Source organism: Aeoliella sp., assembly GCF_965227375.1.
Classification (GTDB): domain Bacteria; phylum Planctomycetota; class Planctomycetia; order Pirellulales; family Lacipirellulaceae; genus Aeoliella.
Map to the genome: position 1 here is coordinate 2,063,822 of NZ_CBDDFX010000002.1, position 26,095 is coordinate 2,089,916.

13 protein-coding genes are annotated in these 26,095 nt (G+C 53.5%); 9 read left to right on the forward strand and 4 right to left on the reverse strand.

The window, feature by feature from the left end; all coding sequences use genetic code 11:
- Window positions 1-62 precede the first annotated feature (62 nt).
- The gene (locus ACQK2L_RS21100) at window positions 63-224 is read left to right on the forward strand and encodes a hypothetical protein (RefSeq protein WP_425399026.1); all 162 of its coding nucleotides are present in this window, start codon (window positions 63-65) and stop codon (window positions 222-224) included.
- Window positions 225-527: 303 nt separating this feature from the next.
- On the opposite strand, the gene ACQK2L_RS21105 is transcribed toward ACQK2L_RS21100, so the two are convergent.
- From ACQK2L_RS21105 to ACQK2L_RS21120, 4 genes are all read right to left on the reverse strand, one after another.
- Window positions 528-2,996 carry a heavy metal translocating P-type ATPase gene (locus ACQK2L_RS21105; RefSeq protein WP_425399027.1) on the reverse strand — a complete coding sequence of 823 codons (2,469 nt, stop codon included), beginning with the start codon at window positions 2,994-2,996 and terminating at the stop codon, window positions 528-530.
- A gap of 135 nt (window positions 2,997-3,131) precedes the next feature.
- Window positions 3,132-5,423: a SulP family inorganic anion transporter gene (locus ACQK2L_RS21110; RefSeq protein WP_425399028.1), complete on the reverse strand. Its 2,292-nt coding sequence runs from the start codon at window positions 5,421-5,423 to the stop codon at window positions 3,132-3,134.
- A 229-nt stretch (window positions 5,424-5,652) separates the two neighbouring features.
- Entirely contained in the window at window positions 5,653-7,206 is a 1,554-nt protein-coding gene (locus ACQK2L_RS21115) for a TolC family protein (RefSeq protein ID WP_425399029.1), read from the reverse strand.
- Window positions 7,207-8,219: 1,013 nt separating this feature from the next.
- Window positions 8,220-8,654, reverse strand: coding sequence for a hypothetical protein (locus ACQK2L_RS21120; protein WP_425399030.1), 435 nt, complete (start codon window positions 8,652-8,654; stop codon window positions 8,220-8,222).
- Window positions 8,655-10,827: 2,173 nt separating this feature from the next.
- Here ACQK2L_RS21120 and ACQK2L_RS21125 point away from each other — a divergent pair.
- From ACQK2L_RS21125 to ACQK2L_RS21160, 8 genes are all read left to right on the forward strand, one after another.
- A complete protein-coding gene (locus ACQK2L_RS21125) occupies window positions 10,828-12,099 on the forward strand; it encodes an efflux RND transporter periplasmic adaptor subunit (RefSeq protein ID WP_425399031.1) in 1,272 nt (423 codons plus the stop codon).
- A gap of 21 nt (window positions 12,100-12,120) precedes the next feature.
- The gene (locus ACQK2L_RS21130) at window positions 12,121-15,303 is read left to right on the forward strand and encodes an efflux RND transporter permease subunit (RefSeq protein ID WP_425399032.1); all 3,183 of its coding nucleotides are present in this window, start codon (window positions 12,121-12,123) and stop codon (window positions 15,301-15,303) included.
- A gap of 68 nt (window positions 15,304-15,371) precedes the next feature.
- A complete protein-coding gene (locus ACQK2L_RS21135) occupies window positions 15,372-16,037 on the forward strand; it encodes a hypothetical protein (RefSeq protein WP_425399033.1) in 666 nt (221 codons plus the stop codon).
- A 54-nt stretch (window positions 16,038-16,091) separates the two neighbouring features.
- The gene (locus tag ACQK2L_RS21140; RefSeq protein ID WP_425399034.1) at window positions 16,092-16,625 is read left to right on the forward strand and encodes a hypothetical protein; all 534 of its coding nucleotides are present in this window, start codon (window positions 16,092-16,094) and stop codon (window positions 16,623-16,625) included.
- A complete protein-coding gene (locus ACQK2L_RS21145; RefSeq protein ID WP_425399035.1) occupies window positions 16,603-18,150 on the forward strand; it encodes a trypsin-like peptidase domain-containing protein in 1,548 nt (515 codons plus the stop codon). Before ACQK2L_RS21140 ends, ACQK2L_RS21145 begins: the two co-directional genes overlap by 23 nt.
- 37 nt (window positions 18,151-18,187) lie before the next feature.
- The gene (locus ACQK2L_RS21150; RefSeq protein ID WP_425399036.1) at window positions 18,188-19,168 is read left to right on the forward strand and encodes a class I SAM-dependent methyltransferase; all 981 of its coding nucleotides are present in this window, start codon (window positions 18,188-18,190) and stop codon (window positions 19,166-19,168) included.
- An 813-nt stretch (window positions 19,169-19,981) separates the two neighbouring features.
- Window positions 19,982-20,464, forward strand: coding sequence for a hypothetical protein (locus tag ACQK2L_RS21155; protein ID WP_425399037.1), 483 nt, complete (start codon window positions 19,982-19,984; stop codon window positions 20,462-20,464).
- Between the two features lie 489 nt (window positions 20,465-20,953).
- Window positions 20,954-23,548 (forward strand): fused MFS/spermidine synthase, encoded by a 2,595-nt coding sequence (locus ACQK2L_RS21160; RefSeq protein ID WP_425399038.1) that lies wholly within the window; start codon window positions 20,954-20,956, stop codon window positions 23,546-23,548.
- Window positions 23,549-26,095: the final 2,547 nt, after the last annotated feature.

Genomic DNA, 26,095 nt, shown 5'->3' on the forward strand with positions numbered 1-26,095 from the left:
ACCCACATCGTTTCCAGAGAGCGTGGCCAACGAGTCGAGCGGTAACCTACAGCAGGCACTGGGTGATTGCCATCACCCTTGTAGCCAGTTCTCAGGACTTTGTTTTTTCTCTCGGAACAGTTGAGTGTGGCCTGAAAAGTGGCCCGATAAAGGATCACGGAGAAAGCAATATCGTGCAGCTCACAGCTAAGGGATTCATGTCGGCGGCAGGCTGGCTTAAATAGTTGTATGGCCATTTTGGAAACTCGTCTGTCCACACTAATAAAAGAGCCGCGAAATCTATTATGCAACGCCTCGGGATTGTCAGATCCACGGTAGCTTTCGATCCTGCGCCATGTGATGCAGTTCAGCATGTTCCACAAAGGGTGCAACCATTCGGTGAGAGCTCCCCCGACATGATTGCCTGTCGGGGGAATATCGCCGACCCCAGAGCACTCAAATTACAGCTATCTTTGATTGCACGACGCCCTCGATTGACCACCGAGTCTGCGTCCCAACATCAACTTCCTTAGTGTTGTGAACCTCATCTAACCGGGATTAGATTGGCCATAGGCCAGCAGGCGGAGTGCGTTGAACACGACAAGCAGTGTCGATCCTTCATGGAACAAGACGGCCGCGCCCATCTGCAAACCGAGAACTGTGGCGGGAACCAAAAACAATACCATGCCGAGACTGACCCAGAGGTTCTGGCGAATAATCCGGCTGGTCTGCCGGCTTAGGCCCACGGCGAACGGTAGATGGTTCAAATCGTCCGCCATGAGCGCAACGTCTGCCGTTTCCAGGGCAACGTCGGAACCGGCGGCTCCCATGGCGATACCGACGGTCGCATTGGCCATCGCCGGCGCATCATTAACGCCGTCGCCAACCATTGCGACATCTTCCTGCTTGCGAAGCCTCTTGATGGATTCGACTTTGTCATCGGGCATGAGATCCCCCCACGCTTCATCAATACCAACTTCTTTAGCGACAGCCTCGGCGACTTGCTGATTGTCGCCGGAAATCATGATCATCCTCCGCACGCCCAGCTCGTGCAACCTAGCGACCGTCTGTTTCGCCGTTTCACGGGGCGTGTCCATTAACCCCAGCACGCCCAAATATGTTTCGCCCCGGCGCACGATCATTGTCGTACGACCATCCGCTTCCAGTGCCTCAACTTGCTCCCGAACGGACTCCGGCAACGGAGTCCCCTCAACTTCTCCGAACAAGTCATCCTTTCCGATGTAAACCGCTTGTCCGTCGACCCTGGCTTTGACGCCCCGGCCAGTGATACTTTGCAAATCATGGGCTTGAGGTATCGATTCTCCTCCCAGACGTTCGCGCCCATCGCGAACCACAGCGGCGGCCAGCGGGTGATCGCTGAGTTCCTCCACGGCCACGGCGACCCTCAGCAACTCGTCTTCCGCAACGCCCTCGTGCCCGATTGCATCGGTCAGGCGTGGCTTGCCCTCGGTCAGTGTGCCAGTCTTATCGAAAGCGATCGCTCCCAAGGTACCCAGGTGCTCCAGCGGTCCGCCCCCTTTGACGAGGACGCCGCCGCGAGCGGCGCGGGCAATCCCGCTGAGGACAGCGCTGGGTGTTGAAATCGCCAGTGCACAGGGACTGGCCGCCACGAGCACCGCCATCGCACGATAGAACGATGCGCTGAACGGCTCGGGGATCACGACCCAGGCGAACAGGAGGATTACGGCAAAGGCGAGCACGGCCGGTACGAAGTATCGTTCGAACTTGTCCGTAAACCGCTGTGTGGGCGATTTCTGAGTTTCCGCTTCATTGACCATTTTAACGACGCGGGCCAAAGTGCTATCAGAGGAAAGCTTTGTGACCTGAATTTCCAACGCACCGCTTTCATTGATCGTACCTGTATATACTCTATAGCTTGAATCAAGCTGTTCTGGGTTCTGTGCGGCCTGCTCAGGTTCGTTGACAGGTTGCTTGTCTACCGGAACGCTCTCGCCGGTAATTGGCGCCTGATTGACGCTGCTTTCACCTTTGATCACGAAACCATCCGCAGGAATCCTTTCATTCGGCTTGACAATCACCACGTCACCGACTTGAAGCTGATCCACCGGGACCTCTTTGGAACCACCCTCACGCCGAACGAGCGCCGTTTGTGGGGCGATGTCGGCGAGCGCCTCAATTGCCTTCTTTGCGCGACCCATTGCGTAATGCTCCAATGAGTGCCCAAGGCTAAACAGGAACAGCAGCAGCGCGCCTTCAGCCCATTCACCCAACGAGGCGGCGCCGATGGCTGCCACGAGCATCAAGGAGTCAATTTCGAAACGTCCGGCGCGGATGTTCTGGATCGCCTCGCGGAGAGTGAAGAAGCCACCGAAGTAATAGGCCCCGATATAGATCGCCAAAGGCACCCATACAACAGCTTCGGTTGAGATTGACAACAGCCAACCGATGAGAAGCAGCCCCCCGCAGAGCAAGGAAAACACGAGTTCCGTCTTCTCACGAAACTGGCCACTATGCTCATGACCGTCTTCTTTCTCGGCACCTTTGGTCTCAACCTCAGCGGACGGAGCGAACTTTCGATTCTTCTCCTCAGCGGGTTCTCCAAAGCCGATCTTTTGCAGGCTCGTTCGTAGCGAGTCTTCATCGACAACATGCCGATCAAATTCGATCCGCAGCATTCCTGCAGGAGACATCACAGCTTCTAGGACGCCATCGATTTGCTTGACCCGCTCTTCGGATGAGAGGGCCTGCCGCGCGTGCATCGATTTAGAAGGGATCATCAGGTGCCCATAGCGCTGGTCGAGATCGGCACCCGCACGCATCGCCAGTTTACGCACTTCCCCCAGCGCGACTCGGTTTGGATCATAGTGAATGCAAATCTGCTCCTCATCGGGCGGCTTTCTGTCCGTAAGATGTGCGACCTCAATGCCTTCCACTGTGGCCAACCGCTCGGTCAGTCGCTCGATACAGGCGTCTCGCGTATCCGGCACATTGGGAAGAACCAGCTCAATTTCAATTCTCGTCTTGTTCGTCATCATCCTATCCTACTGTTTTCATCGTCGATGCTGCGATTGCGTTTCTAACGGTTCTGATCAAGTAAATCTGGGCCGCCGCCGTTGTAACACTAACCATAGCAAATACGACCACGACTGCCGCACATCGACAAGTAAGAACTATGCCGCTCTCGACGACTCAAACGCATCACCGCCAGTACTGTTCTCGGTCTGACGGAATGTATACGACTGCGGAGGCCGTGGGCGGGCACTGCGAAACCTGGCATGCAATGTATCCCAATCCAGTATGAGAGCGCCTCCGGTTGACTCATGCTGCTGTTCCCAATCCATCAGGAGTTGGAGGCACGCGTGGTCGATGTAGCTCAAGCCTTTCAATTCGATATGCAGGTTCGTGCTCGGCGGCACCTGTTCCAGCGCCGCAGCCAACTTTGGCAGACGAAGAAAAGTTGCCGATCCCTCCAGCACCAACGTTCTCCGATCACCATTCATGTCGCCACGCGGGACAATAGAAAGTCTGGAAAAGGTATAAATCAACTTGGCTATCGAGAGCCCGATTCCAATCAACACTCCTGTGAGCAAGTCCAGGGAGACGACAGCACCAGCGGTGATGACACAGATGATTCCCTCGCTCCGACTTTCTTCCCACAGCGCTCGAATCGCACGCACTCCAAGCAGTTTGACGCCTGTCAACACAAGTATTGCGGCCAGAGCGGACGTAGGCAACATGCGAAGAATTTCGGGAAACAAGAGAGCAAACACCAGCAGCCATGCTCCGTGAAACACCGTGGACCAACGGGTTCGAGCGCCGGCATCGACGTTGGCCGAACTGCGAACAATTACTCCCGCCATAGGCAAAGCGCCCATGAGGCCGCAGACAGCGTTACCTACTCCCTGAGCTGCCAGCTCGCGGTCATAGCGTGTCCGAGGACCTTGATGCATTCGGTCAACGGCGGCCGCGGTCAAGAGTGTTTGTGCACTCGTGATGAAGGCAACCGTTAATGCGACTTTCCAAACCGATGGACTCGCGAGAAGGGCTGGGAGCGAACCAATATCAATCCAATTCACAGCCGCTCCCAGGCTGTCAAACTCAACCCGCTCGATGGGCAACGACAGATAAGCGGCAACAGCAGTCACAGCAGTGATCGCTACAATCACAGCAGGTATCGCCGCGAGTTTAATTGGGACGACCCTCCTCCAGAACACTAGGATGAGTAGTGTGGCGGCACCAACAAGCGCAGCAGGCAAGTGCCCCGGGTGCCCGTCGTGACCGACGAAGACATGTGCAACGGCTTGTGGAATATTGACAAGATTAATGAGTGGATTCTTGGCAGGAGCGTCGTCCAGGGCAACATGGAATTGCTGGGAGAAGATGACCGCCCCAATCCCAGCCAGCATCCCAAGAATGACTGCAGGTGAAACAGCTCGAAACCACTGGCCTAACCGCAACAGGGCAGCGGCAACTTGAATCAACCCGGCGAGTAGCACGACGACTCCTAACATCCCGATACCCTGTCTCTGGATTATGTCGAGCAAGATCACGATGAGCCCCGCCGCCGGCCCGCTCACCTGCAATGGGCTCCCAGTAATCAACCCCACCAGAATGCCGCCGACGATGCCGGTAATTAATCCAGCTTCCGCCGGGACACCGCAAGCCTTGGCAATAGCTAGGCAAAGCGGCAGTGCAACCATAAAGACCACCAAAGAAGACGGGATATCGCTCTTAAGTACCTCGAACCACTTCGGACGCGCAGCGACTCGCGAAGCCTTCAGCGACCCCAAATCTTCGAGAACTCGTGAACTCGAATTCGCATCAGAGCGGTCAGCATGAACGATCAGCGTCTCCGCTAACGGGGCGAATGTATTGCTGCTATGTTCGTAGGCGAGCACGTCGCCGGTTTCGAACCGTAAGACCCAAGCATGCAGACGAATGGTTCCGCCAGCCAAAGCAGCGGCGACTGCTGGATGTTTCGTCAGGTTCTCGACCTGCAAGAGTACGTTCCGCTCGACCGCTTTGTCCCACAAGGCGTCTCCTTCAACACCGGGGTGTTCCCTGCGGATTGTCTCGCCCGTCTCAGCCGCTCGGGCCAGCCACTCGCTAGTCTTGCACAGGCCAACCGCCTCTTCCGGATACAGAATCGCCCGCACCGCACCGCAACGATAGTGTCCGCAAACAATGATGTCAGTCACATTAAGAGCGGAGACGGCGTATTCGATCGTCGCTGCTTCACCGGTCGGACCCTCACACGGAGGAACCAAATTGCCTGCATTACGTGAGACGAATAAGTCACCAGGGTCAGCCTGCATCAAGGTCTCGGGAAGGACGCGAGAATCCGAGCAAGTGATCAGTAGCGCTTGTGGCTTTTGACCGTGGGCGCTTCGTTCGAATTGTTCACGTCGCTCCCACAGGACGTGGTTTTGAAAGTGACGCAGACCCTCAATAAGCTTCTCCATACGGAGCTCCAGTCCTAATAACAAGGTTGATCACGCGCACGTGGTAGCGTCCCCAAGTTCTGTGACATTCACGGCATAGCTAGGGGGGGAAACGCACCTGCCCAATCGAGCCTCTCGCCAAAGAGGCTGCAAAGAATCAGAGAAAGTACTGCGCGGTACTTCACGATCAGTCGACCAAGCTGATGGTTGAGCGGGAGTGCCTCTACCGCTAGTCGTGGTTTCCGGGCGACTATTGCTGTCCGAGGGTTAAACCTCGAAGCGAGTCATCTCCGCTGCCATCGATCACGGAGTTGAGGGCTCCGGATAACAGGTAGCCATCAACGCGTGACTGAGCCATGGCAAGTTCTGCGCGAGAAGCAATGGCTGCCAGTCTTGTGTCAAAGTATGTGCGGCGTGTTACTAGGAGCTGGATAAAATCTTGCTCACCACCTTTGTAGGCAGTCTCTGCCATATCTAAGGTTTGTTGAGCAGCAGGTAGCAATTCGCCTGAATACATGTTGACAGCTTCCGCAGCCCTGGCGTACTCACCCGATGCCACCGCCAGGCGGGCACGTATGGCATTGTCGATGCGGCGGGCGTCTTCGATGGCTCGGCAGTATTCGGCATTAGCGGCGGCTATGTTTCCCTGATTGCGGTTAAAAACTGGAATTGGTGCACCAACTTGAAGATTCAGCATTCCCGAGTCCGTGCCATTATCGACTCCGGCACCAAGCTGTACGGCGAGATTAGGGATAGGTTGAACTCGTTGCCGCCGCAAGGAAGCGGTTGCTTGTCGGATCCGAGCCTGCGCAGCCGCGTACTCGGGGCTTGATGTGACAAGCTCTTCTTCCAGGGATCTCCAATCAAGCGACTGTGGTTGGACGGGAAGCTCGCCAACAACCCCTTCAAGAATAAGCGATGGCGAGCCACAGAGTGAAGAAATCTCTTTCAATCTTGCTTCGAGTGTTGCCATGCCTTGCCGACGATCAAGCTCAAGCTGCTGGCGTTGCACACGCGTCTGAAGCACATCAATTTGAGTACCTTCGCCTGCCTTTCTACGCTCTTCAGCAGCTTGCACGCCTTGCTGAAGCAAGCCGGAGAATCCGTCAATCGCCACTATCTGCTCTTGTAGGCGCAGGCAGTCGTAAAATGCGATCTTAATGTCCGTGGCAACGCGGAGCTTCTGTGCCTCTAACTCCTGGAGCTGAGCTCGTAGCGCCTCGTTCAGTACGACGCGATTCAACCGTAGCTTGCCACCCGTAACAATCTCCTGCTCGATAAATGCAATGTGTTGGTCTGTGCCCTGGTCTGCCAACTGCTGTCCCTGGTAACCCAACAACGGATTCGCATAGAGCCCAACCTGAGTGCGATAGCCTGCGGCCTTTTGTGTGGTGGCAGCCAGTGCCTTTATTGAAGGATTATTTGCAAATGCCACTGCTAGTAAGTCGTCAAGCGAAGCGTAGCCGCTGCGGACCTTAAGACCCGCGGGGTTCTCAAGTTGCTCGCTCGGTATTTCTGCATTGGCGAGTTCGAGGTGAGACTCCTCCTCATTGTTGGCATCAGGATTGGTCAAGCCTGAATCAAACGCCTCAGGATCCCACTGAGAGTGGCTTGCGAGTTCGACGGAGCCTTCATCTAGCTTCTCTTTTACGGCTTCAGTTGGCGACGCCGATTTAGGAAGTCCATTCTGAATCGATATGTCGGAATGCAGCGAAGCCGGACTAAGGTAGGGCTGTTCAGCAGCACACCCCAGGCACACGCATGCCAATCCTACACCAATCCAACCTTTAATTGAATGTGCCATTGTTACGGCCTTTGGTTTTGGAGCTTTAACGAATACGCCAACCGGCAAAACCTCAAACCGAGGGCATGCCACGTCATCTTCGATTGCGCACCTAGACCGGATTGGCAAACGGAGAGATACAGGGGTTAGCATTCCGGCTCAGATACGCAGAACCACAGGCCTACAGGAGGCGGAGAAGCCGATCAATGAGTCGGCGGTTTTCTGACACCAAAACTTGCTCTGGAAAGCAACTTTCGCGACGTCATGAAGGAGATGTTCACACTGATGCTGAACTTGAATCCCGGTAGCAGTCAGCAGTCCGACAGCACCCATTCTCGTACTTACGCAGGAATGCGGGCATGTCCCGTGGCCTTGCCCACAAGGAACAGAGCTGGGTAGGGGGAGGATGTCAAAAGTCCCCGAGGATACGCTATCGGCAATGCTGCCATTATTGGATGTATCCGTCCCCGACTCTTGTGCCGCCAACATCTGATCGCTGTGCCATTGGCAGTGTTGACAGGGGATTAAGTGAGCAGGAAATACCCCCGTAACAATCGCAACCAGCAATGCGAAGCAGAGCATCGGCTTTAGGTTGCTAGTAACGATCATACGAACTACACGGAGTTATTGGAAAGCAATCGCCCGCAAGACACTTGCAGTGTACGGATCGGCAACCGCAAGGGTTCACGATTAAGGATTCTTGGGATTTCTCCGAATATGCCACGCCATGTAGCCTACCTACAATCGCCTACCGCATCTAACGCACGGGGCCTGGGCAGATTCGTACCCCAGTCGGTACTGACGCCGCTCGCCTGCAATTCATGGGACGATATCAAATGCAGCATAGTTTTACCTATTAAAATCATCAAACTAGATGGGAGCGTAGCGGCTGCTCCCGGTAGCTCCCAAGGGGGCGGCGTCGTCCGTGATGACTTGCATCTGCTCTTAAGCGAGTCGCTGCTGAGCGGTATGGTGGTTACGATTAATCGTCACAGTGGACCACCCACATTTTCAAAAGAGACGACCCATGACTACTAACGGTTGGCTAGAGCGTCGAGTGCAAAGTCAGCGTTGGGGTCGTGCTTGTAAAAGTACTCGGCGATCTGGCGGCCGATGATTCCGATGAATTCACGCTCAAACTGTTTGGCTGGTTTATCCTGTACGGGGATGGCACTATTCTGCGGAAAGAGCATCTCACCCAGCTGTCGCTCCCAGAGGATGGCATCATTGTCGTTGACATCGTATACAGTAAGAGTCACTTCGGCGGTGCCTTGATACAGGGTTTTACCTTTGTAGAGATCGAAGTACGCTAGATCGATTAACACCAATCGGTCTGCTCTCACGGCATGGCCCAATTCTTCTACGTTGTCCCAGTCGCTTTCGTCTAGCCAATTGTCAACTTCGTGAGATTCAACCATCTCAACATTGGGGACGTTTTCGCGGAGCAACTGTGTGATATCGCGGGCCAATCGCCGCGACACACCGGCATGACTGTATCCGTTCAGGGAGGGTGGTCGACAGACTACCACAACTCGCTGGCCCTTAAGTTCTTCACACTGGGCGTCAACGACATTCCCTCCCTGCAAGACATACATACCAGTGGCAATCAGTCGTGTACATCCAGTAGACGTCATTAGTGATAACAGTGTCCCTGCGGCGATTAGCAGGAGTATCGTGCGTCCTGAAACTGGCGAACGGATCATAACTCTATCTGGGGCAAAAGTTGAATAGCGGCGGCAACGCAAGCTGCCGTTGCTCTCACCAATAGTCTAATTGCGCCAACAAATCCATGTCTTTGAGATCACATATCATGCGACGCATTAAGTCGAAACTACCGCAGTAATATCAAAATGGTTCTAGGCAGTAAATGGCAGTGGCTGCGTATTACCCCGCAGCGATGGCACCGCACGACGCGCACCCTTAGCTGCCTTCTAGAGTGGTAGGTAGGATAGGAAAACTCAGTGCTTTGCTGCGATAGTGAAAAAGCATCCCCTCGAGCCATAGCATTGACACATATGAGGGCATGAATTGCCCAGAACGCCGCGCTGAGGTGTCTTAGGTGGGGAAAGAGTTAAGGTTCCTTATGAATAACCGGCCATCTTGGCGTCGAATCCTCGCCGGCATAACTATAGCCCTTCGGACGAGACTTTGATTGGAGTAACCCAAGCAGCGATTCCAATAACGATCGTCAATACTATCGGAGTGCCCACCACAGTCAGAGCTGGCTCGGACTTGTCCAATCCGCGAATGATGCACCACGCTTCTGGTGATTGCAGTTTGAGTTTGACCTTCCCCCCCTTGAACTCTTCACCCGGCGGAACGCTAGGAAGCTTGGCTTTGGGGTCCTGTATCCTCTACACAAAAACCCACGCAGTCTCTCGAGGCCGACCTTCTATGCGCCCATGGAAATCACACGCCGCAGCCCTTCGCCCACGCGTTACGCGGCTTGATGCATCGGAATTAGAGTCCTGCCTGTGCGCCTTGGCGACGAATCAGTTGGCCGATCAATTCCGGGTGCCATGAAGCCGCTCTCGTCAACACACTATCACTTGTATTGATCGCGTAGTCATCGGCAGTAGCGCGAGTAGCCCAGGTCACTATTCTGAGGCATCCATATTCGAGTCTCGGTCCAGTCCAACTCCAGATCGCGTCGGCGCTCATTTTCGCTGTGGAGCTTTGCTTACGACGAGCCTTAATCACTCTGCCATCTCCGTCATTTTTATCTTCTTCCGGTGCCCCCGCCCCCATTGAAACGCATTACTGACGCGGGTTAAGACGGCCAAATAATCGCACATCAGTGCAAAAACCCCGGAAATTACCGCTATTCCCTCGATCGGCTCGGTGACGTATCATTAGGGAGGCATTTGAGCCTGCCGTATCCAATTGCGAGAAGCTTCCGAGTGGTTTTTTTCATCCGTAGCATGACCTCCCTGTCAATCCTGATCCATGGATTAGTAGGGTGCTGCGTGCATGGGGATCACTCAGCATCTTCCAGCGGCTGCTGTCAGGACAGGGTATCCGCAGCCGCGTCTCTCAATGATTTGGGTGATTCTGGTAATGCTGAATGCGCGGCGGCGGTTGATTCAATTCTAGTGCTCGGCTGCCAGTGTAATCATGAATCGGGTGTTCCTCCGAAGCACGAATGCTGCCACGATTCCTGCCACTGGTCACCACCGGATGCTAGTGAGGTTGAACCCTTTCTTGTGAACGGAGCGGGTGCCTTCTTCCAGGTTGCATCTCCGGTTGCCTTTGTAGTGTCGCTTCCTCGCGAGCCTTCTTCTAGCATTGGGGCTTTGAGCTCCTTGCGTCACGCGCTGCCGGTGCGCGCGCATCTGGCCAAGAGCGTGCTGCTCATCTGAGTGCTCATCTAGCCAAGGGCAGCAAGTAACGCTGTTTGATTGGCTTTTCTCTGCAGCACTTTGACGGTTTAACTGCCGATCGCGGCGTAGTTTACTGCGCGTAGTCCGCTTAAACCTGATTTTCCCAAGTCTTTTCGGAGCAGCTCCGGAGCAAATCAGTTTTATGTCTAGAAGTCGATTTAGAAAGCATTTGTCAATCGTTATAGCCTCCGTGGTCTTGCTGTCAGCTGTGCTAACAGCCGCTACGCTGACGAAAGACCACTGGTTGCCGAGTATCACCACCATGTTTACTCGTGTTGAAGCTGCTGGTGGAGCCGTTGCTGATCCGCATGCTGGGCACGACCATGCTCATTCAGGGCATAGCGAAGCGACTTCTATCGAGTTGAGCAACGAGGGATTGAAGAACATTGGATTCACGCCGGTCACCATTGGACTCAAGACCTATGAGCGAACGCTCACTCTGCCAGCGATCATAGTCGAGCGCCCCGGCCGCTCTCAAGTGCATGTCACAGCGCCTCTTACCGGTATTGTGACGACGATTTACGCGGTGAACGGTGAGGCGATTGAACCCGGGGCACCACTCTTCGAGCTTCGGTTGACTCATGAGGAACTTGTAACTGCTCAACGGGATTATCTGACAAGCCAAGCTAAACTTGAAATCGTTAACCGCGAGATAGATCGACTGCAGGGCCTCGGTGAGGGGGTGGTTGCAGGCAAGCGAATCCTCGAACAGCAATATGAAAAACAAAAACTGGAAGTAGCGATTGTCGCTGAAGAGCAAGCCATGCTTTTGCATGGTCTCAGTGAAAAACAAATCGAAGAGATTGGCAAGACACAGCGGCTGTTTCGTACTCTAACAGTGCGAACACCAGAGATTCCTGAACCTGTTGACGCATGTCAGGGCCCTCACCTTTTTACTGTGCAGCGACTGGGTGTATCCATAGGTGAGCAAGTCGAGGTTGGTCAGGAGCTGGCCATACTTTCCGATCATTGCCAGCTACACGTTGAAGGTCAAGCTTTTGAGGATGATGCTTCCCAGATTCGTAATGCAGCAGCTGGAGGAAAGAAGATCACAGCTCGGCTTCTGAAGAACAATACTCCCGGTGCCGTCGTCGAAGGGCTGGATTTACTCTACGTGGCTGATCAGGTTGATGCCGACTCGCGGGCTCTGAAAGTCTTTCTTCGCCTGCCGAACCAAGTGGCTCTAGATCGCTCCGGAATAGATGGCAAACGTGTGATCGAGTGGCGATACAAGCCTGGCCAACGAATGCAGATTAGCATCCCTGTGGAAACCTGGGAAAAGCAAATCGTGTTGCCGACATCTGGAGTCGTCGATGAGGGAGCGGAAGCATATGTTTACAGGCAGAACGGTGATCACTTCGATCAGGTTCCTGTACACGTACTCAACCGCGACCAAGCGTCAGTTGTTATTGCAAATGATGGTGTTCTTTTCCCCGGCGATGTGATCGCTGGCAACGGCGCTTATGAAATGCATTTGGCACTTAAGAACAAGTCGGGTGGAGGAATCGATCCGCATGCTGGCCACAATCACTAAGCAACACGGCAGGGACTACTTATGCTTAACGCCATAATTCGCTTTTCTTTGCAGAACCGATTGTTGGTGATTGCACTTGCGCTGTTGCTGCTTGGCTACGGCGGCTGGCAGGCCACGCAATTGCCAATTGACGTTTTTCCAAATCTAAATAGGCCTCGAGTCGTAGTGATGACCGAGGCACCTGGCTTGGCTCCAGAAGAAGTCGAAACACTAGTCACCTTTCCTTTGGAGACTGTTCTTAACGGAGCAACGGGCGTACAAGCCGTACGCACCTCGTCCGGAATCGGCCTCTCTGTGATCTACGTGGAATTCGACTGGGGCACCGACATCTATAACGACCGGCAAATCGTTGCAGAGCGTTTGGCACTCGCGACTGATACCTTGCCCCCGAATGCAAAACCACAGTTGATGCCGATTTCATCGATCATGGGGCAGATCATGATCGTCGGCATGACAGCTGAAGGCGATACTTCCCCCCTACAGCTACGCACTTTGGCAGACTGGGTTGTGAGGCAAAGGCTCCTGACTATTCCAGGTGTTTCTCAGGTCATTGTCATGGGTGGCGGCCGCAAACAGTTTCAGGTCTTAGTTGATCCGGATGCACTGCTCCGCTACGGCGTGACACTTCACGAGGTAAAACAGGCTATTCAGGATAGCAACCAGAACACAGCTGGCGGCTATCTGGACGAACAAGGCCCGAATGAATTCCTTGTTCGATCCCTTGGACGGGTGAGTACAGTGGAAGAAATTGGTGGTATCGTCGTGATGCAGCGGGATCGTCAATCGGTGACGCTGGCACAAGTAGCAAACATTCTTGAAGGACCCCAGGTTAAACGTGGTGATAGCTCGGCATATGCACGAACCGAGGACGGAGAGATGGAAGGAGGTCCCGCGGTCGTCCTTACTGTTCTCAAACAGCCACAGGGAGACACGCGAACGGTGACGAAAAACGTCACCGCCGCACTTGAGGAGATGAGGGCCTCTCTGCCAGGTGACGTGCGAATTCTACCTGAACTCTACCAACAAAAGGAGTTCATTGATCTGGCTATTGAAAATGTCGTGGAGGCGCTTCGTGATGGTGCCATACTTGTGGTGATCATCCTATTTCTCTTCCTGATGAATCTGCGTACGACGTTTATCACCCTCACAGCTATCCCCTTGTCGATCGTTGTTACCGCAATGGTCTTTGCGGTCTTTGGGCTTTCAGTAAACACGATGACTCTCGGTGGGCTGGCAGTCGCCATCGGGGAATTAGTAGACGATGCAATCGTCGACGTTGAGAATATCTTTCGACGGCTACGAGAGAATCGACAATCAGATCATCCCAGAAGCTCACTGCTCGTAGTCTTTCAAGCAAGCGTCGAGATTCGCAATTCTATCGTGTACGGCACATTGATCGTGGTGCTGGTCTTCGTGCCTTTGTTCGCCTTGTCCGGTATGGAAGGGCGGCTATTTGCTCCGCTAGGCGTCTCGTACATAGTCTCGATTGTCTCATCCCTGCTGGTGTCACTTACGATTACACCAGTCCTTAGTTACTGGCTGCTAAGCGGCAGGGGGACAGAAGGAGGCGAGAAGGACGGGCCCCTGCTGCGGGTCTTGAAAGCGATCGCAGACATTATTATCAGGACGAGCCTGAGGCTTGCTTGGCCGATCATAATTATCGCGACGACGGCAGTTGCAATTGCAGCTTGGTCGTTGTTTCGATTGGAGAGCGACTTCCTGCCGCCCTTTAACGAAGGAGCCGTACAAGTCAATGTTCTGATGCCGCCCGGGACCTCCCTTGCCGCTTCTAATGAGGTCGCAGCGCGTGTCGAAGCACGCCTTGCCACGTTGGATGACCTGACAGCGTTTGTTCGCAAAACTGGTCGTGCTGAACTCGACGAACACGCTGAGGGCGTAAATGTAACTGAGTTTATTGCGTCTGTTGATCCACATACGGAGAAGTCGAGAGAGGAAGTGATCGAAGAGATCAATGACGTTTTAGCGGACATTCCTGGAATCGTCACTGCAGTAGAGCAACCGCTGGCGCACCTGATTTCACACATGCTCTCCGGTGTGAAGGCGCAGGTTGCCATCAAGCTTTATGGTGATGACCTGGACGAACTACGTCGCCAAGCTAAGGGAATTGAAGTCGCGATTGCCGACATACCAGGCATAAGGGACCTCCAAGTAGAGCAGCAGGTCATCATTCCCCAGTTGAGGATTGAGGCTGATGGAGAAAAGCTGAAGCTCTTTGGACTTCGCCGAAGTGATGTCAATGAATTTGTCGAAACGGCAATGCAGGGCGAGGTGATATCACAGGTTCTCGACGGCCAGAGGACATTTGATTTAATGGTCCGATTGGATGAAGAATATCGGGAGGATTTGGATGCGTTGAGGCGTCTTCAGATTAAACTTCCGAGTGGTGGCAGTGTAAAGCTAGAAGACGTGGCTCGTATCTACAGGTCAGGCGGCCCGAACACAATCAATAGGGAGCAGGTGCGCCGACGGATTGTAGTGCAATGCAATGTCTCGGGTCGGGGTCTTGTCGATGTCGTGTCGGACATCGATGAGCGACTGCAGCCAATCCGAGCAGAACTGCCAACCGGCTATTTCGTAGAGTACGGAGGCCAATTCCAGAGCCAGCAGTCAGCTTCTCGCATGATTGCTGCGCTCTTTCTGATCTCGCTCATAGGTATGTTCCTGGTGCTCTACAAGATGTTTCATTCGGCCAATCTTGCGCTCCAGGTAATGGCAGCTCTACCAACGGCGTTCATCGGCAGCGTCGCTGCTCTCTATTTTACAGGCCAAACACTCACGATCGCTAGCATGGTGGGCTTTATCTCGTTATGTGGTATCGCTTCTCGCAATGGAATCTTATTGATCAACCATTACCTGCACCTAGTTAAGTACGAAGGGGAGGATTGGACACAGGGCATGGTTGTTCGCGCCGGCAAAGATCGACTAGCCCCTGTGCTAATGACAGCACTTACCTCGGGTATCGGTCTGGTACCCCTGGCAATGGCGGCAGGAGAGCCAGGAAAAGAGATCCTCTACCCCGTTGCTACCGTCATCATAGGTGGACTGATTACAAGTACGTTGCTCGAGTTCTTTGTTCGCCCCGCCCTGTTCTGGACTCTTGGCATTAGAGCAGCTCGACGCGTAGTTGAGACCGGTCACGAGCGTGTTGTTCTCGTAGAAGAGCAGCACCTCGACCAAGTATAGATTCGGAGTGTTCGGTGCCAACTGTAGGACCGTTCGAGACCGTTATTCGTTCTGCAAGGAGGAAGGTGATGAAGAGAGTATCAATCGGAACTGTGGTGTTAGCGCTTATGCCTCTGCAGGTCGCCGCACAGGCGCCAACTCAGGAGAAGCGAGAGATTGTAGTAGCACATCGGATCAAAGATTGGCATACAGAACATTTTGAGGACTCGACCAAGGCTCAACAGCACGTAGATGCGCTGAAGAAACTAGGGGCTGAGGTGCGCGTCGAACAGCATAGCGGGCATACGGACGTAACCTATCGTACCGTTGGATGGAAGCCGCTTCGAGTAGAAACGGACGACCTAGCGCATCAGTGGCAGGAGTGGCTCCAGCGATCAGGTTTCGAAACAGTTCACGGGCACAGTCCTGACCATGACGAACACGCTCATCACGAAGGACACGATCATGGGGATGAGCACGATGAAGTGGTTCTGTATCGATCCTCGCGCCGTCAATCTCAACATTTCGATAGTGTGGCAGCTGCGAATGAGTTCGTAACGCTAGCTCAGGCACTTGGATGCCGTGTGGAAAAATCGGCACACGCCGGGCATACGGATGTGAGCTTCATCTGTCCGGAATGGACGGCGGTGGAACTTTCCGACCACAAGGCAGCTGAAGCCTGGATGAAATGGCTCCAGACAGCAGGATTCGAAGTGCAGCACGATGATGAACATGAGAAGGGGCACAAGCACTAGCACCACGTCTGTTGAAGGCTTATTGAACTTAACGATTTCCAATGGAGAAATGTAATGAGAAGCAAGTACAGGACATTTAGAAAAACTCAAGTCACAAGTGGGTGCCTAGCGTTGGTGTCGCTCGTGGGGTGTGGAGGAACTGGAGATACTACGACTCCAGTATCATCCGCGCCTCCAGCAACAGTCGAAGCACATCAGCATCCGTCCGAAGGCCCACATCATGGCGGGCTTATTGAATTGGGCGATGAAGAGTATCACGCGGAACTAGTACACAATGAAGAGGACGGTAGCGTCACCATATACCTTCTCGACTCGACGGCGAAGAAGCCTGTCTCAATTGATGGCATCGGCTTGACCATCAATCTCAGTCACGAGGGACAAGCGAAGCAGTTTACGCTAAATCCCAAACCGGATTCCGGCGACTTACCTGGCGCTTCTTCACGGTTCGTTTCATCAGACCCTGAACTTGCTGAGGAACTAGATCACGAAGGCGTAGATGCTCAGTTGGTCGCTTTGATAAATGGCAAGCAGTTTCGTGCAAAGATCACCCACGAGCACGATCACGATGGACACGATCATAATCACTAAAGATCATAAGTCAGGAGTTTACGAGCAAATGAATAAACCCTTTGATCTCTACAAGCTAACATCGATTTCACTTTGCCGCCAAGTTGCTATACACGCTAGCTTGTCAGTTGTACTTGCCTCTTGCTTTCCCTTGCTTGCCGTTAGTCAGACGATACCCAGTGTAGCGCCGGAGGCAGCGGCGTCGGATGCCAATTTATTGGCATCCGCATTTCGTAACGCCGCAAACGGCGCTTCACCGGGACTGGTTACCGTCTACTCCATGCGGGGGCCCAGAATGACGGCTGCGTGGCGAATGAGGGAAGCCCACCTTCATGGCCGATTGGCGGCCGCCACCGGTGCAGCGTTCGAATCTCATAGCCTCACGGATGAGCAAGGTTCTGGACTTGTTATTGATCAGAGCGGACTCATCTTGACGTGCCATCACGTGGTTGCAGCGGCGGACGTCATTGTTGTTGTCTTGCCGGATGGCAGACGATGTGAGCCTGTCGAGGTTCACGGCGATCCTGTTACCGATATCGCAATCCTTCGAATCGAAGGGGCTGGCGACCTAGCAGAAGTCAAGCTAGGAGACTCGACTGACTTACAAGTAGGCGATTGGGTCGTCACGCTAGCGAATCCATTCGAGCTAGATCGCTCGGTCAGCTTAGGAGTCATCAGCGCTACCAACCGCAGGGTACCCGGAATGCGCCACCCCTTGATTCAATATGACGCTTCGACCAATCCTGGCAGCTCTGGAGGTGCAGTATTGAATCTGCAAGGAGAAGTCATAGGGATTATCACCGGAAGCTTTGGGCAAAGTGATAGATTCCAAGGGATTGGAATAGCAGTTCCCTCATCTGTTGCCAAAGACGCTATCCAACGGATCCAAGAACCTCGAAGATTCGAGCAGACAGCCCTCGGTTGCCAAACCAAGGCAATCTCACCTTCAGTAGCCAAAATGCTCGAGTTGCCTGTTTCTGGTGGGCTCTACGTGGAAGCAGTCGAAGCTGCATCTCCGGCAGAAAAGGCTGGCATTCAGGAGGGAGATATCATAACAAGATTTGCGGGGCGGCCTGTGGGCGCAGATTTTGCCATAGACGAGGTACTCGCGATCCCGACTACATCGGCTACCACTACGTTTGCATTGTATCGCGAGGGAGAAACGGTTGAGGTCAGTGTAAAGTTTGCGACTCCATTACCTCGCAACCTCCCACAGAAGAGACCCGAGGATTATTTACCACGTCCAGATCCACAACATAGGGATGAAGCCCTAGGTTTGGGGATCGACGAGTTGAATGACCGCGTAACTGAGGAGCTAGGTTTTCAAGCTCCTACTTCAGGCGTACTTGTAACCGATGTGCACATTGCCGGCAAGGCGTACAAGGAAGGCATCGCTGCAGGCATGATCATAAAGCGAGTAAATGACCAGCCGATCACGGATCTCGCGAGTTATCGGGCCGCTACTACGCAGCATTCGCCAGATAAGCCGCTGCTCATGCTGGTACGGACCAATGAAGGCAATCACTTGGTAGTCTTCGAAGAGTAATAGGACGGCATGTCACTCAGCTTTAGTGGAGATAGCAATGTCAGTGGACGAACAGCTCGAACAACCTTGCGTCCTCAATAGAGAGTGTGCGGTAGCAGCAGAACATCTAACGGTCGCTACTGAAGTAACTTCTACTGGAGGCGTCAAGGCAGAGCCAAGGCGAAGAGAACGTCGAAGGCTATGGCAGGATTACGCCCTCGCTGCCGGATCCCTCTTGGGGGAGCGCTTTGCCGGTATTAAAGATCTCCATTTCGGATTGTGGCAGACTGGCGATGAAATAACACTCTCAAATCTATCCATAGCACAGCAGCGATACAGTGAGTTTGTAATCGGGAGCTTGCCTGTGGAATCCACCACCATATTGGATGTTGGATGTGGCAATGGGCGTTTTGCTGATAGACTCCTGATGGCTGGCAAGTGCGTGACCTGTGTGAGTCCGAATCTCTTGCTTAATAGGGCGGCGCGGGAATTGCTTGGAAACCGTGCAGTAGTCATTGACTCCCGCTTTGAACAAATGCAGACGGCCAACTTGGCTTTCGACGTGATACTTTTTGTGGAAAGCTTCCAGTACGTAGATATGGAGGGCGCGATGAGGAAAGCGGTTTCTCTAATGCGGCCCGCAGGACGCATCGTGATTTGTGATTTCTTTCGGCGCTCGGAGATGGGAGTAAGTCCTATTAGTGGTGGACACGCGTGGGAAGATTTTGAATCCCGTTTACGCGAGAATGGTCTGTTCGTCTCTAAGAGTGTTGACATAACACACAATGTAGCTCCAACGTTTGACTTGGTGAACGATGTGTTCCAAGGCATCGTAGCGCCGCTGTATGCGGAAGCAATAACGACTCTGGAGCAAGCACACCCTGTACTATCGAAGATCGCCCGATGGACACTGCGAAGAAAGCTACAAAAGTTCCAGCACAAATACTTGGGAGGGCAGCGGACGGGAGAGGCTTTTGCATCTTTCAAGACTTACCGACTCGTTGAACTTCGGCATCGATTCACCCGCCACGACAACTAGAACTGCAAGCTTGGGACGATATTGCTATCATCCATGGCCCCAGCTTGGCACTTACCTGAACAGGCTATTTCCTCTTATTAGCCAGCAGGGAGCTAACGATGCGTATTGTAAGTAGTCCAGTACTCCTCTAGTTAACACTTTTCATCTCGTCTGATGTATTATAGTCGTACTCACATCGTCCGAAGAGCTGTGGTGGCAACTCTCGTTCTCTTGTTGTCGTGCCAATCGGCACTGGCGGGGCAGTGCGTCTGTTCAGACAGCCCAAGTCCAATTAGCACCTGCTGTGAGGGTAGTGTTGGCCCAGCGGGAACCTCGCCAAGTGGGCCCGCGTGTGTCTGGTGTTCGGACGCCACTTGTTCAGAAGCACCTTGCGGGGCCAGCTGCGGCCACCGTCATGTTCCTTCGCGGCCTTGCACCTGTAAGTGTCATGGCTCTTTTGTTGGACTCATGCCGGAGACAACATCTTTCAGGTTTGAGCTGAGTGATCTAAATCCTTGCTATTGTTCTTCCGCATTCAACCAACATATTCTGCTTCCTAAACCAGCTCTTGCGGTATTCCAACCGCTTGGAGTGTCCTTAAGCTGGACGTCCTTGGGCATGTGCATACTCCTTTGTCGCTTCTTGGCTTGAACTGCGCCTAACACCCACGGTTTCGACAGCGCCAGCTCCAATTCGTGGGTTAAACGTGCGTTTCCACTGTGTGAGCCACTGTGCTCGCGACCATGTATCAACTTGTGATACAGCATCGCTGAAGTATTCCAGCGAGTAGCGAGACGGCTCACAGTTTCAAGACCAATAAAGGACTATCGATCAATGAATATGGCATGTGTACTAAGTGGAGTGGATGGCGATGTGAGAGGTTTTGAGTCCGGTAATCCCGGCCGTTATGGTCGGTGCCCGCAGAAACGGCAACTACTGCATTCGTCAGCAATTGGAGCGGCCATCATCGTAGAGTTTCGCGATGAAGTGTACGCATCCGTAGAACGTCTAATGCACGGTTACGGAATCGTTACTCATCGAGCGAGGAGTGCGGCCGAGCTATCGGTCGCGATGGTACGCCATCGGGCTGAGCTTGTCCTGCTGAGCGCTACACAGCCAGATGAAAGTGCTTGGCTGACCTCCGCAAAACTGAGGATCATTGATTCCTATCGTTCCGTCTGGATCTATACGCCGCAACAGCCTGGCGCGCTTGACGAGTGGCTGAGCATGGCAGGTGCCGATGACGTCATCGTGTATGGCGGTGTCCTTCACTCATTGATCGATTCACTACAGTTTCGTCTGGGGCTGAGCGAGTGATGGAGCAAGTAGCTCTCTCCTGCAGGCGTGAAAGAGTAGTTGTGTAATGTGGCCGAAAATGTGCTCCTCACCGGTCACACTTGTAAAGTCGTTTATGGAGGTCTAAGGAATGTTCGCAAGAGGTGTCATGTTGTTACTTGTCGCAATCATGCTCAGTGTTGCCGCAACGAGCTGTCAAACAGCCTCCAGAAAGCATCCCCCCGGTGGGTGTCCCAGTTGTGGGCCCTAGATTCGTATACGTCACCTATAACAGAAAGGACTCTCCCCGCCTGGCTCAGTCGGGGGTGTAAGGAAGCACTCCCGGCTGGTCCAGCGCGACTACATCAGTTGTTGGCACGTCAGTATAACACTCAATAGATTGACCTCACTGAAGTGGAGATTGTTGAACGTCTAGATTGCGCTCATTGAAAGCGCGGTCAGTACATGTATTCCCGGGCTCGTTGTACTGTTACCAGCTGTCATGTGTGGGGCACAGAGGATAAGAAATCCATGGAGATTCAGGTGGACACCAGCGAGCCGGCAAACAGCAGCAACCAACTATTGATGCATCCTCACCGGGCCCTACACGCAATACTCGGATTGAAATCGTCCCAATCCATCGCATCGGGGCCAGCGGCCAATTCTTTATCGGGCGATCCCCAATGTCCACTTGGGGCCCCCAAGTCTCGCTACACACTGTTTGCAGGTGCCGCCTTTTTTGTTTCAGGCGCTGCCAGCATGGTCTACGAGGTGTCTTGGTCTCGGCAGATTGGTTTGCTTTTCGGTCATACTGTTCAGGCGACTGCTGTAGTACTTGCAGCCTATTTTGCCGGCATGGCTGTAGGGTATCTTCTAGGAGGTAAGTGGGCAGCGAGGGTTTCGCCACTGATTGGCTATGGTCTGGCCGAGTTGGTGGTAGCGGGTTGGGCCGTTCTGATTCCGTCTATCTTGTGGCGATTTGAGACTCAGGCTTTTGTTATTTTGCTGAGTAGCGCCTCAGCTGGATGGCAGACTGCTTCGAGAGTGATCTTTGCCTTTTTGCTTCTTTTACCGGCCACCACAGCGCTTGGCGCAACGCTTCCAATGATGGCGGAACTTCTCGCCAACCAGAGTCAGTCTAGCGAAACAAATACCCTTCGATTCTCCCGCATCTCAATGGCGTATGCGCTCAATACCGCAGGTGCTTTCGTTGGAACGTTGCTTGCAAGCAGCTTTCTACTTTGTGCTATTGGGGTCCGGACTAGTAGCTACCTCGCGGCCGCTATGTCAGGAGGATGCGCCACCTTAGTCTTCCTGTGGGCACTGAGTACAACTGCCGTGCACCATGTAACATCGACTCCGTGCGATAAGAAGAATGACAATGGCAGCAATCTGGATGAAAGCAGAAGCCGTTGCTGGATGTCACTTGCGGCTATATCGGGATTCGTAGCCATTACCCTCGAAGTACTCTATATGCGAGTGTTTTCACTCGTATTTCATAATAGCACTTATACTTTTGGCGCGGTTATTGCTGTCTGCTTAGCGTCGATTGCCTCCGGGGCCGCGCTTACAGCACGATTACAACGTAGCTTCCATGCCACAACGCTCGTGGGCTGGGTGGCCTGCCTGGGCGCTATAACAACACTCTCTTCAGTGCTGATATTCATTCGCCTTACGAATCTCGACTACTATTCTTATGGCGATTCATTCTTCCAGTACATGAGTAGCGCCTTCACTCTGGTAGCGATCGTCGTATCACCACCGCTCACACTAGTTGGGATGATATTGCCATTGGCCTGGGCGAGCACGGGACATGGCAACGAGGCGGGGCAGTCTGTCGGACAAATAACAGCTGTCAATGCGATTGCAGCATCGTCAGGAGCGATGGTGGCGAGTTTCCTTTTACTGCCATGCATTGGACTGTGGCAGTCGTTTGTAGTGTGTGCGTTGTTGCTGCTCATCACCGGATTACTATTCCTTGTGGCCAATGGACAGTTAGCTTCTGCCTGCTGTTTCGCTCCAATCGTGACGGCTTTGGCGATACTCATGCTTTATTGCCCCATCGACTCGGCCTACAACCGACACCAGCTTGGTGAGACAATCTATCGCCGTTGGAACTCACCCTACGGTTGGATTGACGTCGTTAAGCAGCCGAATAGTTCCTACGCCGTGCGACAAAACCTGCACTACCGGTTCGGGCGAACAGGGGATTTCATCCGCGAGCACCGTCAAGCGCATATTCCCCTATTGCTGCACGAACGGCCCGAAGATGTGTTGTTTACTGGACTAGGAACAGGACTGACTGCTGGAGGTGCAATTTCACATCGCGAGGTGGAAAGGATTGTAGTTGTCGAACTAATTCCAGAAGTAGTTGAGGCTGCGCAGTTGCTCGCTGATTACAATCAGCGAGTGGTCGACCACCCGAGAGTCTCCGTCCGTATCGACGACGCCCGTCACTATCTTCTGGCTTCCGGCAGAAGATTTGACGTGATTGTCTCCGACTTGTTTGTGCCATGGGAGAGCGAGACTGGATACTTGTATACAGTTGAGCACTATAGGGCCGTTCGCCAGCGTCTGAAACCCCGTGGAATATTCTGCCAGTGGATACCGCTATACCAAGTGGGCTGGCGTGATTTCGAGCTGATTGCCGACAGCTTTGCTAGTATTTTTCCCGTCACGACGGTGTGGTGGGGAGAGATGAATACAGCACGCCCGATCGTTGCTCTTATCGGATGTGAAAATGCGTTGGAACTAGATGCCACACGAATAACACAGCGCCTCGCAACTCTACGTCACACCATAGGATCGGCTGACAGCATCCTGCAGTCTGTCGAAAGACTCTTTATCTACTACCAAGGTGACTGGGAGTCTTGTCAGGCCTCTCTCGTCAATAGCGACGAACATCCGCGTGTGGAGTTCCTTGCCCCCGTTTCCAATGGAGATCAAAACATGCTCACGGGTGTTACGCTCTTGGAGTACTTCGATCGTGTATTGTGTGACCTCCAATGCGACTCCGTACAGATGAATTGCTCTACAGAATCAAAGTCCGCGTCCGCTCAACAGCGTAGTGCTTGGCGGCGTCTTATATTGTTCGGAGGAGAGGCGTCAGGAAGAGAGGTTAAGTAGGCTTCGACATTTCATTCTCAGCCCCTACCGTGAAACGCTGCAGCAAGGCGAACACGAATCGGTCTCCCCGTCACCGAATTTGGCCAGTGCAACACATGGTATAAGTCGTTCTCAGCCAGCTGAGGACACCTCACCGGTGATTGCGGCTTCAGGCGATAGCTGTGCTTCCGTAATCGGAACCATTGAATCAGAAGTCCATCCGGCAATCCGGGCGGTAGCAGCATCTCCGCGAATGCCGTTACGCCCCAATAAAGATTCATACTAACGCGGAAAGCATATGTCGAGGTAGTGGTTGTGCCTAACCTGTAGTGTTGCGTGCTACCCCGCGCCACAAATTACCACTTTGCAGTAATGCTGGATAGGATGAAGAAGCGGAAAACATCACATAATCCAAGAAAGAGTAGCCGACGCATTATGAGGGAAATCTCTAAGTTGACGTGGACGCAAATGTTCTGCTGGGGTTTGTTCTACGCAGTATTCGGAGGTTCGTTGTTCATGACTCTTGCCATTCATGTGTACCAGCATCTAGACTTTCCACACTTGGTTGTGGCTGCATTCCTAGTTGGTGGTACGGGCTACGCTCTGTGGGTAAGTAGTCGTCGGAAATGAGTGCTCTTGGAACGAATGGAATGTGCTCGGGCGATTAGTGGTGGATCGGGAGTTGCGATACACCAACGGACGTCGCAGAAACGGCCTCTTGCGAAACCCGTGCTCCGCTGGCGTGCCGAGCGGGGCAAAACGCCCATTGGAAATACCTAGAGCCCTTGCTCTCGCGCCACAGCTCAGTTGTTTTTACTACCGATAGCAACTCCTTGGACATGCTGGTCTAGACAAGCACGGCTACCTCTCAGAGATAGCTGTAAGCCCATATCGCTTGCAGTCAGTCTATCGCTTCTAAGTACAGATTTTGCAAATCATCCTGCATATGCAGCCACTGTGAAATGGCATCATCTAGAATCAAGACCATTGTCCTTACTGGATGGCCAACCTTACCGCGTTCGTGGCAGATATCGGTAAGTTCCCTTTTGAGCTCCAGTTCGATGACGTTGTTAAAAGTCTCAAAGGGATCAGCATCATTTGCACTTACCCACCCTTTCCCTCCGGCACAAAATCTAACCTAGCTCGCGGCGAATCCTTCCAGGCCGTAAGCGCTTCTTCAATAAAGTGCTTAATGGTGTGTGGTCTTCCGGCTTTCTTACGGATGTGGCGAAGTTCCACAATCGCCAGCTGAACACTCTTTCGTGCTTTGGTCGAAAGGTCGACGTAGTGTTTCGGCGCATAAGGTAACGCCTTCGTCGTACTTGTTCGAGTGGATTTCTTCGAGCCCTCTGTGGTACGTGGCACCGCAGATACAGTCATAGATTCTGCCGCCTCTCTCTCCTCCCTTGTTAGGTCACGATCAATAGGCGCTATCTCCGCCCTGGGATCCCTCGGGGCCGGTTTTCGGCTCGACTTTCTCGTCCAGAGAAGTGCAGGAGAAGGTCGGACTCCCCCACTCTCAGCTTGCGGCACGCGCTCGCCCGTGGCTCCTCCTTGCAGTTCTGCTATCGATTTCCCGCTTCACTACGTCGATTGTCCGCCGGGTGGCCACCTGCTCCCCTACCCTGTACGGATCTTCCGCGCACACCTCGGGAAACACCTCCTGAAAACACGGCGTCAATGTATCTACGCTTGGGTCTCGAATGTCTCGAATGTCTCGAATTAGTGACCTGCGCTTTTCCGCCAAGCTAGCTCGCATCAGCCTTGACGGCTGGACTCATCCCTACGACGATGCAGGCTCCGGTAAACACTCAGCTTTTCTGGAGGGAAAGCGGCAAGTTTCAGATATTCTCTGCGATCGTACTGAAAACAGGTCGATAGAATGATAGAGCCTACTTAGATCCAAGAAGTCCTGCCGGCTCAACTTTCGTTTGACTATGAGATTCGCACAGCACACATTCGCCCGAGTCCTGATATGGCTCGCAGCCATTGCGACGCCTCTACAGGGGCTTTCCGCGCCAGCGTGTGGCTGCACCAAAGATGCCAGCGTTGCCGTCTGCCAGGCTGAGTCGACGACTGCCTGCTGTGCTGGGACGGCTCCTAGCGTCTGTCCTTGTACCGGGGCCAAAATCTGTCGCTGTGGTGAGAAGAGCACCTGCTGCCAGGCCAAATCGGGCTGCTGCTCCAGGGCCGGTGACCATGGCCCCAGGGATCAACGGCATTCTTGCTGTCAGCGTCGCTCGTGTTGCGAAGGCGGTTCGTGTTGCTGTGGTCAGGGCGTAAGCGGTACTGGGTGCTCGTGCGGTGACAACTGTCACTGCGGCGAGAATGATTCTCCAAATCAGCCAGCAACGCTTCCTGTAGAGGATAACCAGCCAGAACGCATTTTGGTTGCTGCGACGCTGTCCACTACCGTTGGTCAAGCAGTACTGGCTACTTCGCAACAGCTCTCGGCCTCGCCAGCAGAACTAGATGCCTCCATGTCGAGCATCGACCGCTGCATTTCTCTCTGCCGATTCCGGCTCTGAAACGTCTCCTGCGGGACCGGTGCGCGCCTAGCTAATCGTA

Excerpts from the sequence above, each read along its gene's own strand:
- ACQK2L_RS21110 (WP_425399028.1), bottom strand. The coding sequence starts at position 5,423 with ATGGAGAAGCTTATTGAGGGTCTGCGTCACTTTCAAAACCACGTCCTG.
- ACQK2L_RS21160 (WP_425399038.1), top strand. The coding sequence starts at position 20,954 with ATGGAGATTCAGGTGGACACCAGCGAGCCGGCAAACAGCAGCAACCAA.
- ACQK2L_RS21135 (WP_425399033.1), top strand. The coding sequence starts at position 15,372 with ATGAAGAGAGTATCAATCGGAACTGTGGTGTTAGCGCTTATGCCTCTG.
- ACQK2L_RS21150 (WP_425399036.1), top strand. The coding sequence starts at position 18,188 with ATGTCAGTGGACGAACAGCTCGAACAACCTTGCGTCCTCAATAGAGAG.
- ACQK2L_RS21145 (WP_425399035.1), top strand. The coding sequence starts at position 16,603 with ATGGACACGATCATAATCACTAAAGATCATAAGTCAGGAGTTTACGAG.
- ACQK2L_RS21115 (WP_425399029.1), bottom strand. The coding sequence starts at position 7,206 with ATGGCACATTCAATTAAAGGTTGGATTGGTGTAGGATTGGCATGCGTG.
- ACQK2L_RS21155 (WP_425399037.1), top strand. The coding sequence starts at position 19,982 with ATGAATATGGCATGTGTACTAAGTGGAGTGGATGGCGATGTGAGAGGT.
- ACQK2L_RS21140 (WP_425399034.1), top strand. The coding sequence starts at position 16,092 with ATGAGAAGCAAGTACAGGACATTTAGAAAAACTCAAGTCACAAGTGGG.
- ACQK2L_RS21105 (WP_425399027.1), bottom strand. The coding sequence starts at position 2,996 with ATGATGACGAACAAGACGAGAATTGAAATTGAGCTGGTTCTTCCCAAT.
- ACQK2L_RS21130 (WP_425399032.1), top strand. The coding sequence starts at position 12,121 with ATGCTTAACGCCATAATTCGCTTTTCTTTGCAGAACCGATTGTTGGTG.
- ACQK2L_RS21125 (WP_425399031.1), top strand. The coding sequence starts at position 10,828 with ATGTTTACTCGTGTTGAAGCTGCTGGTGGAGCCGTTGCTGATCCGCAT.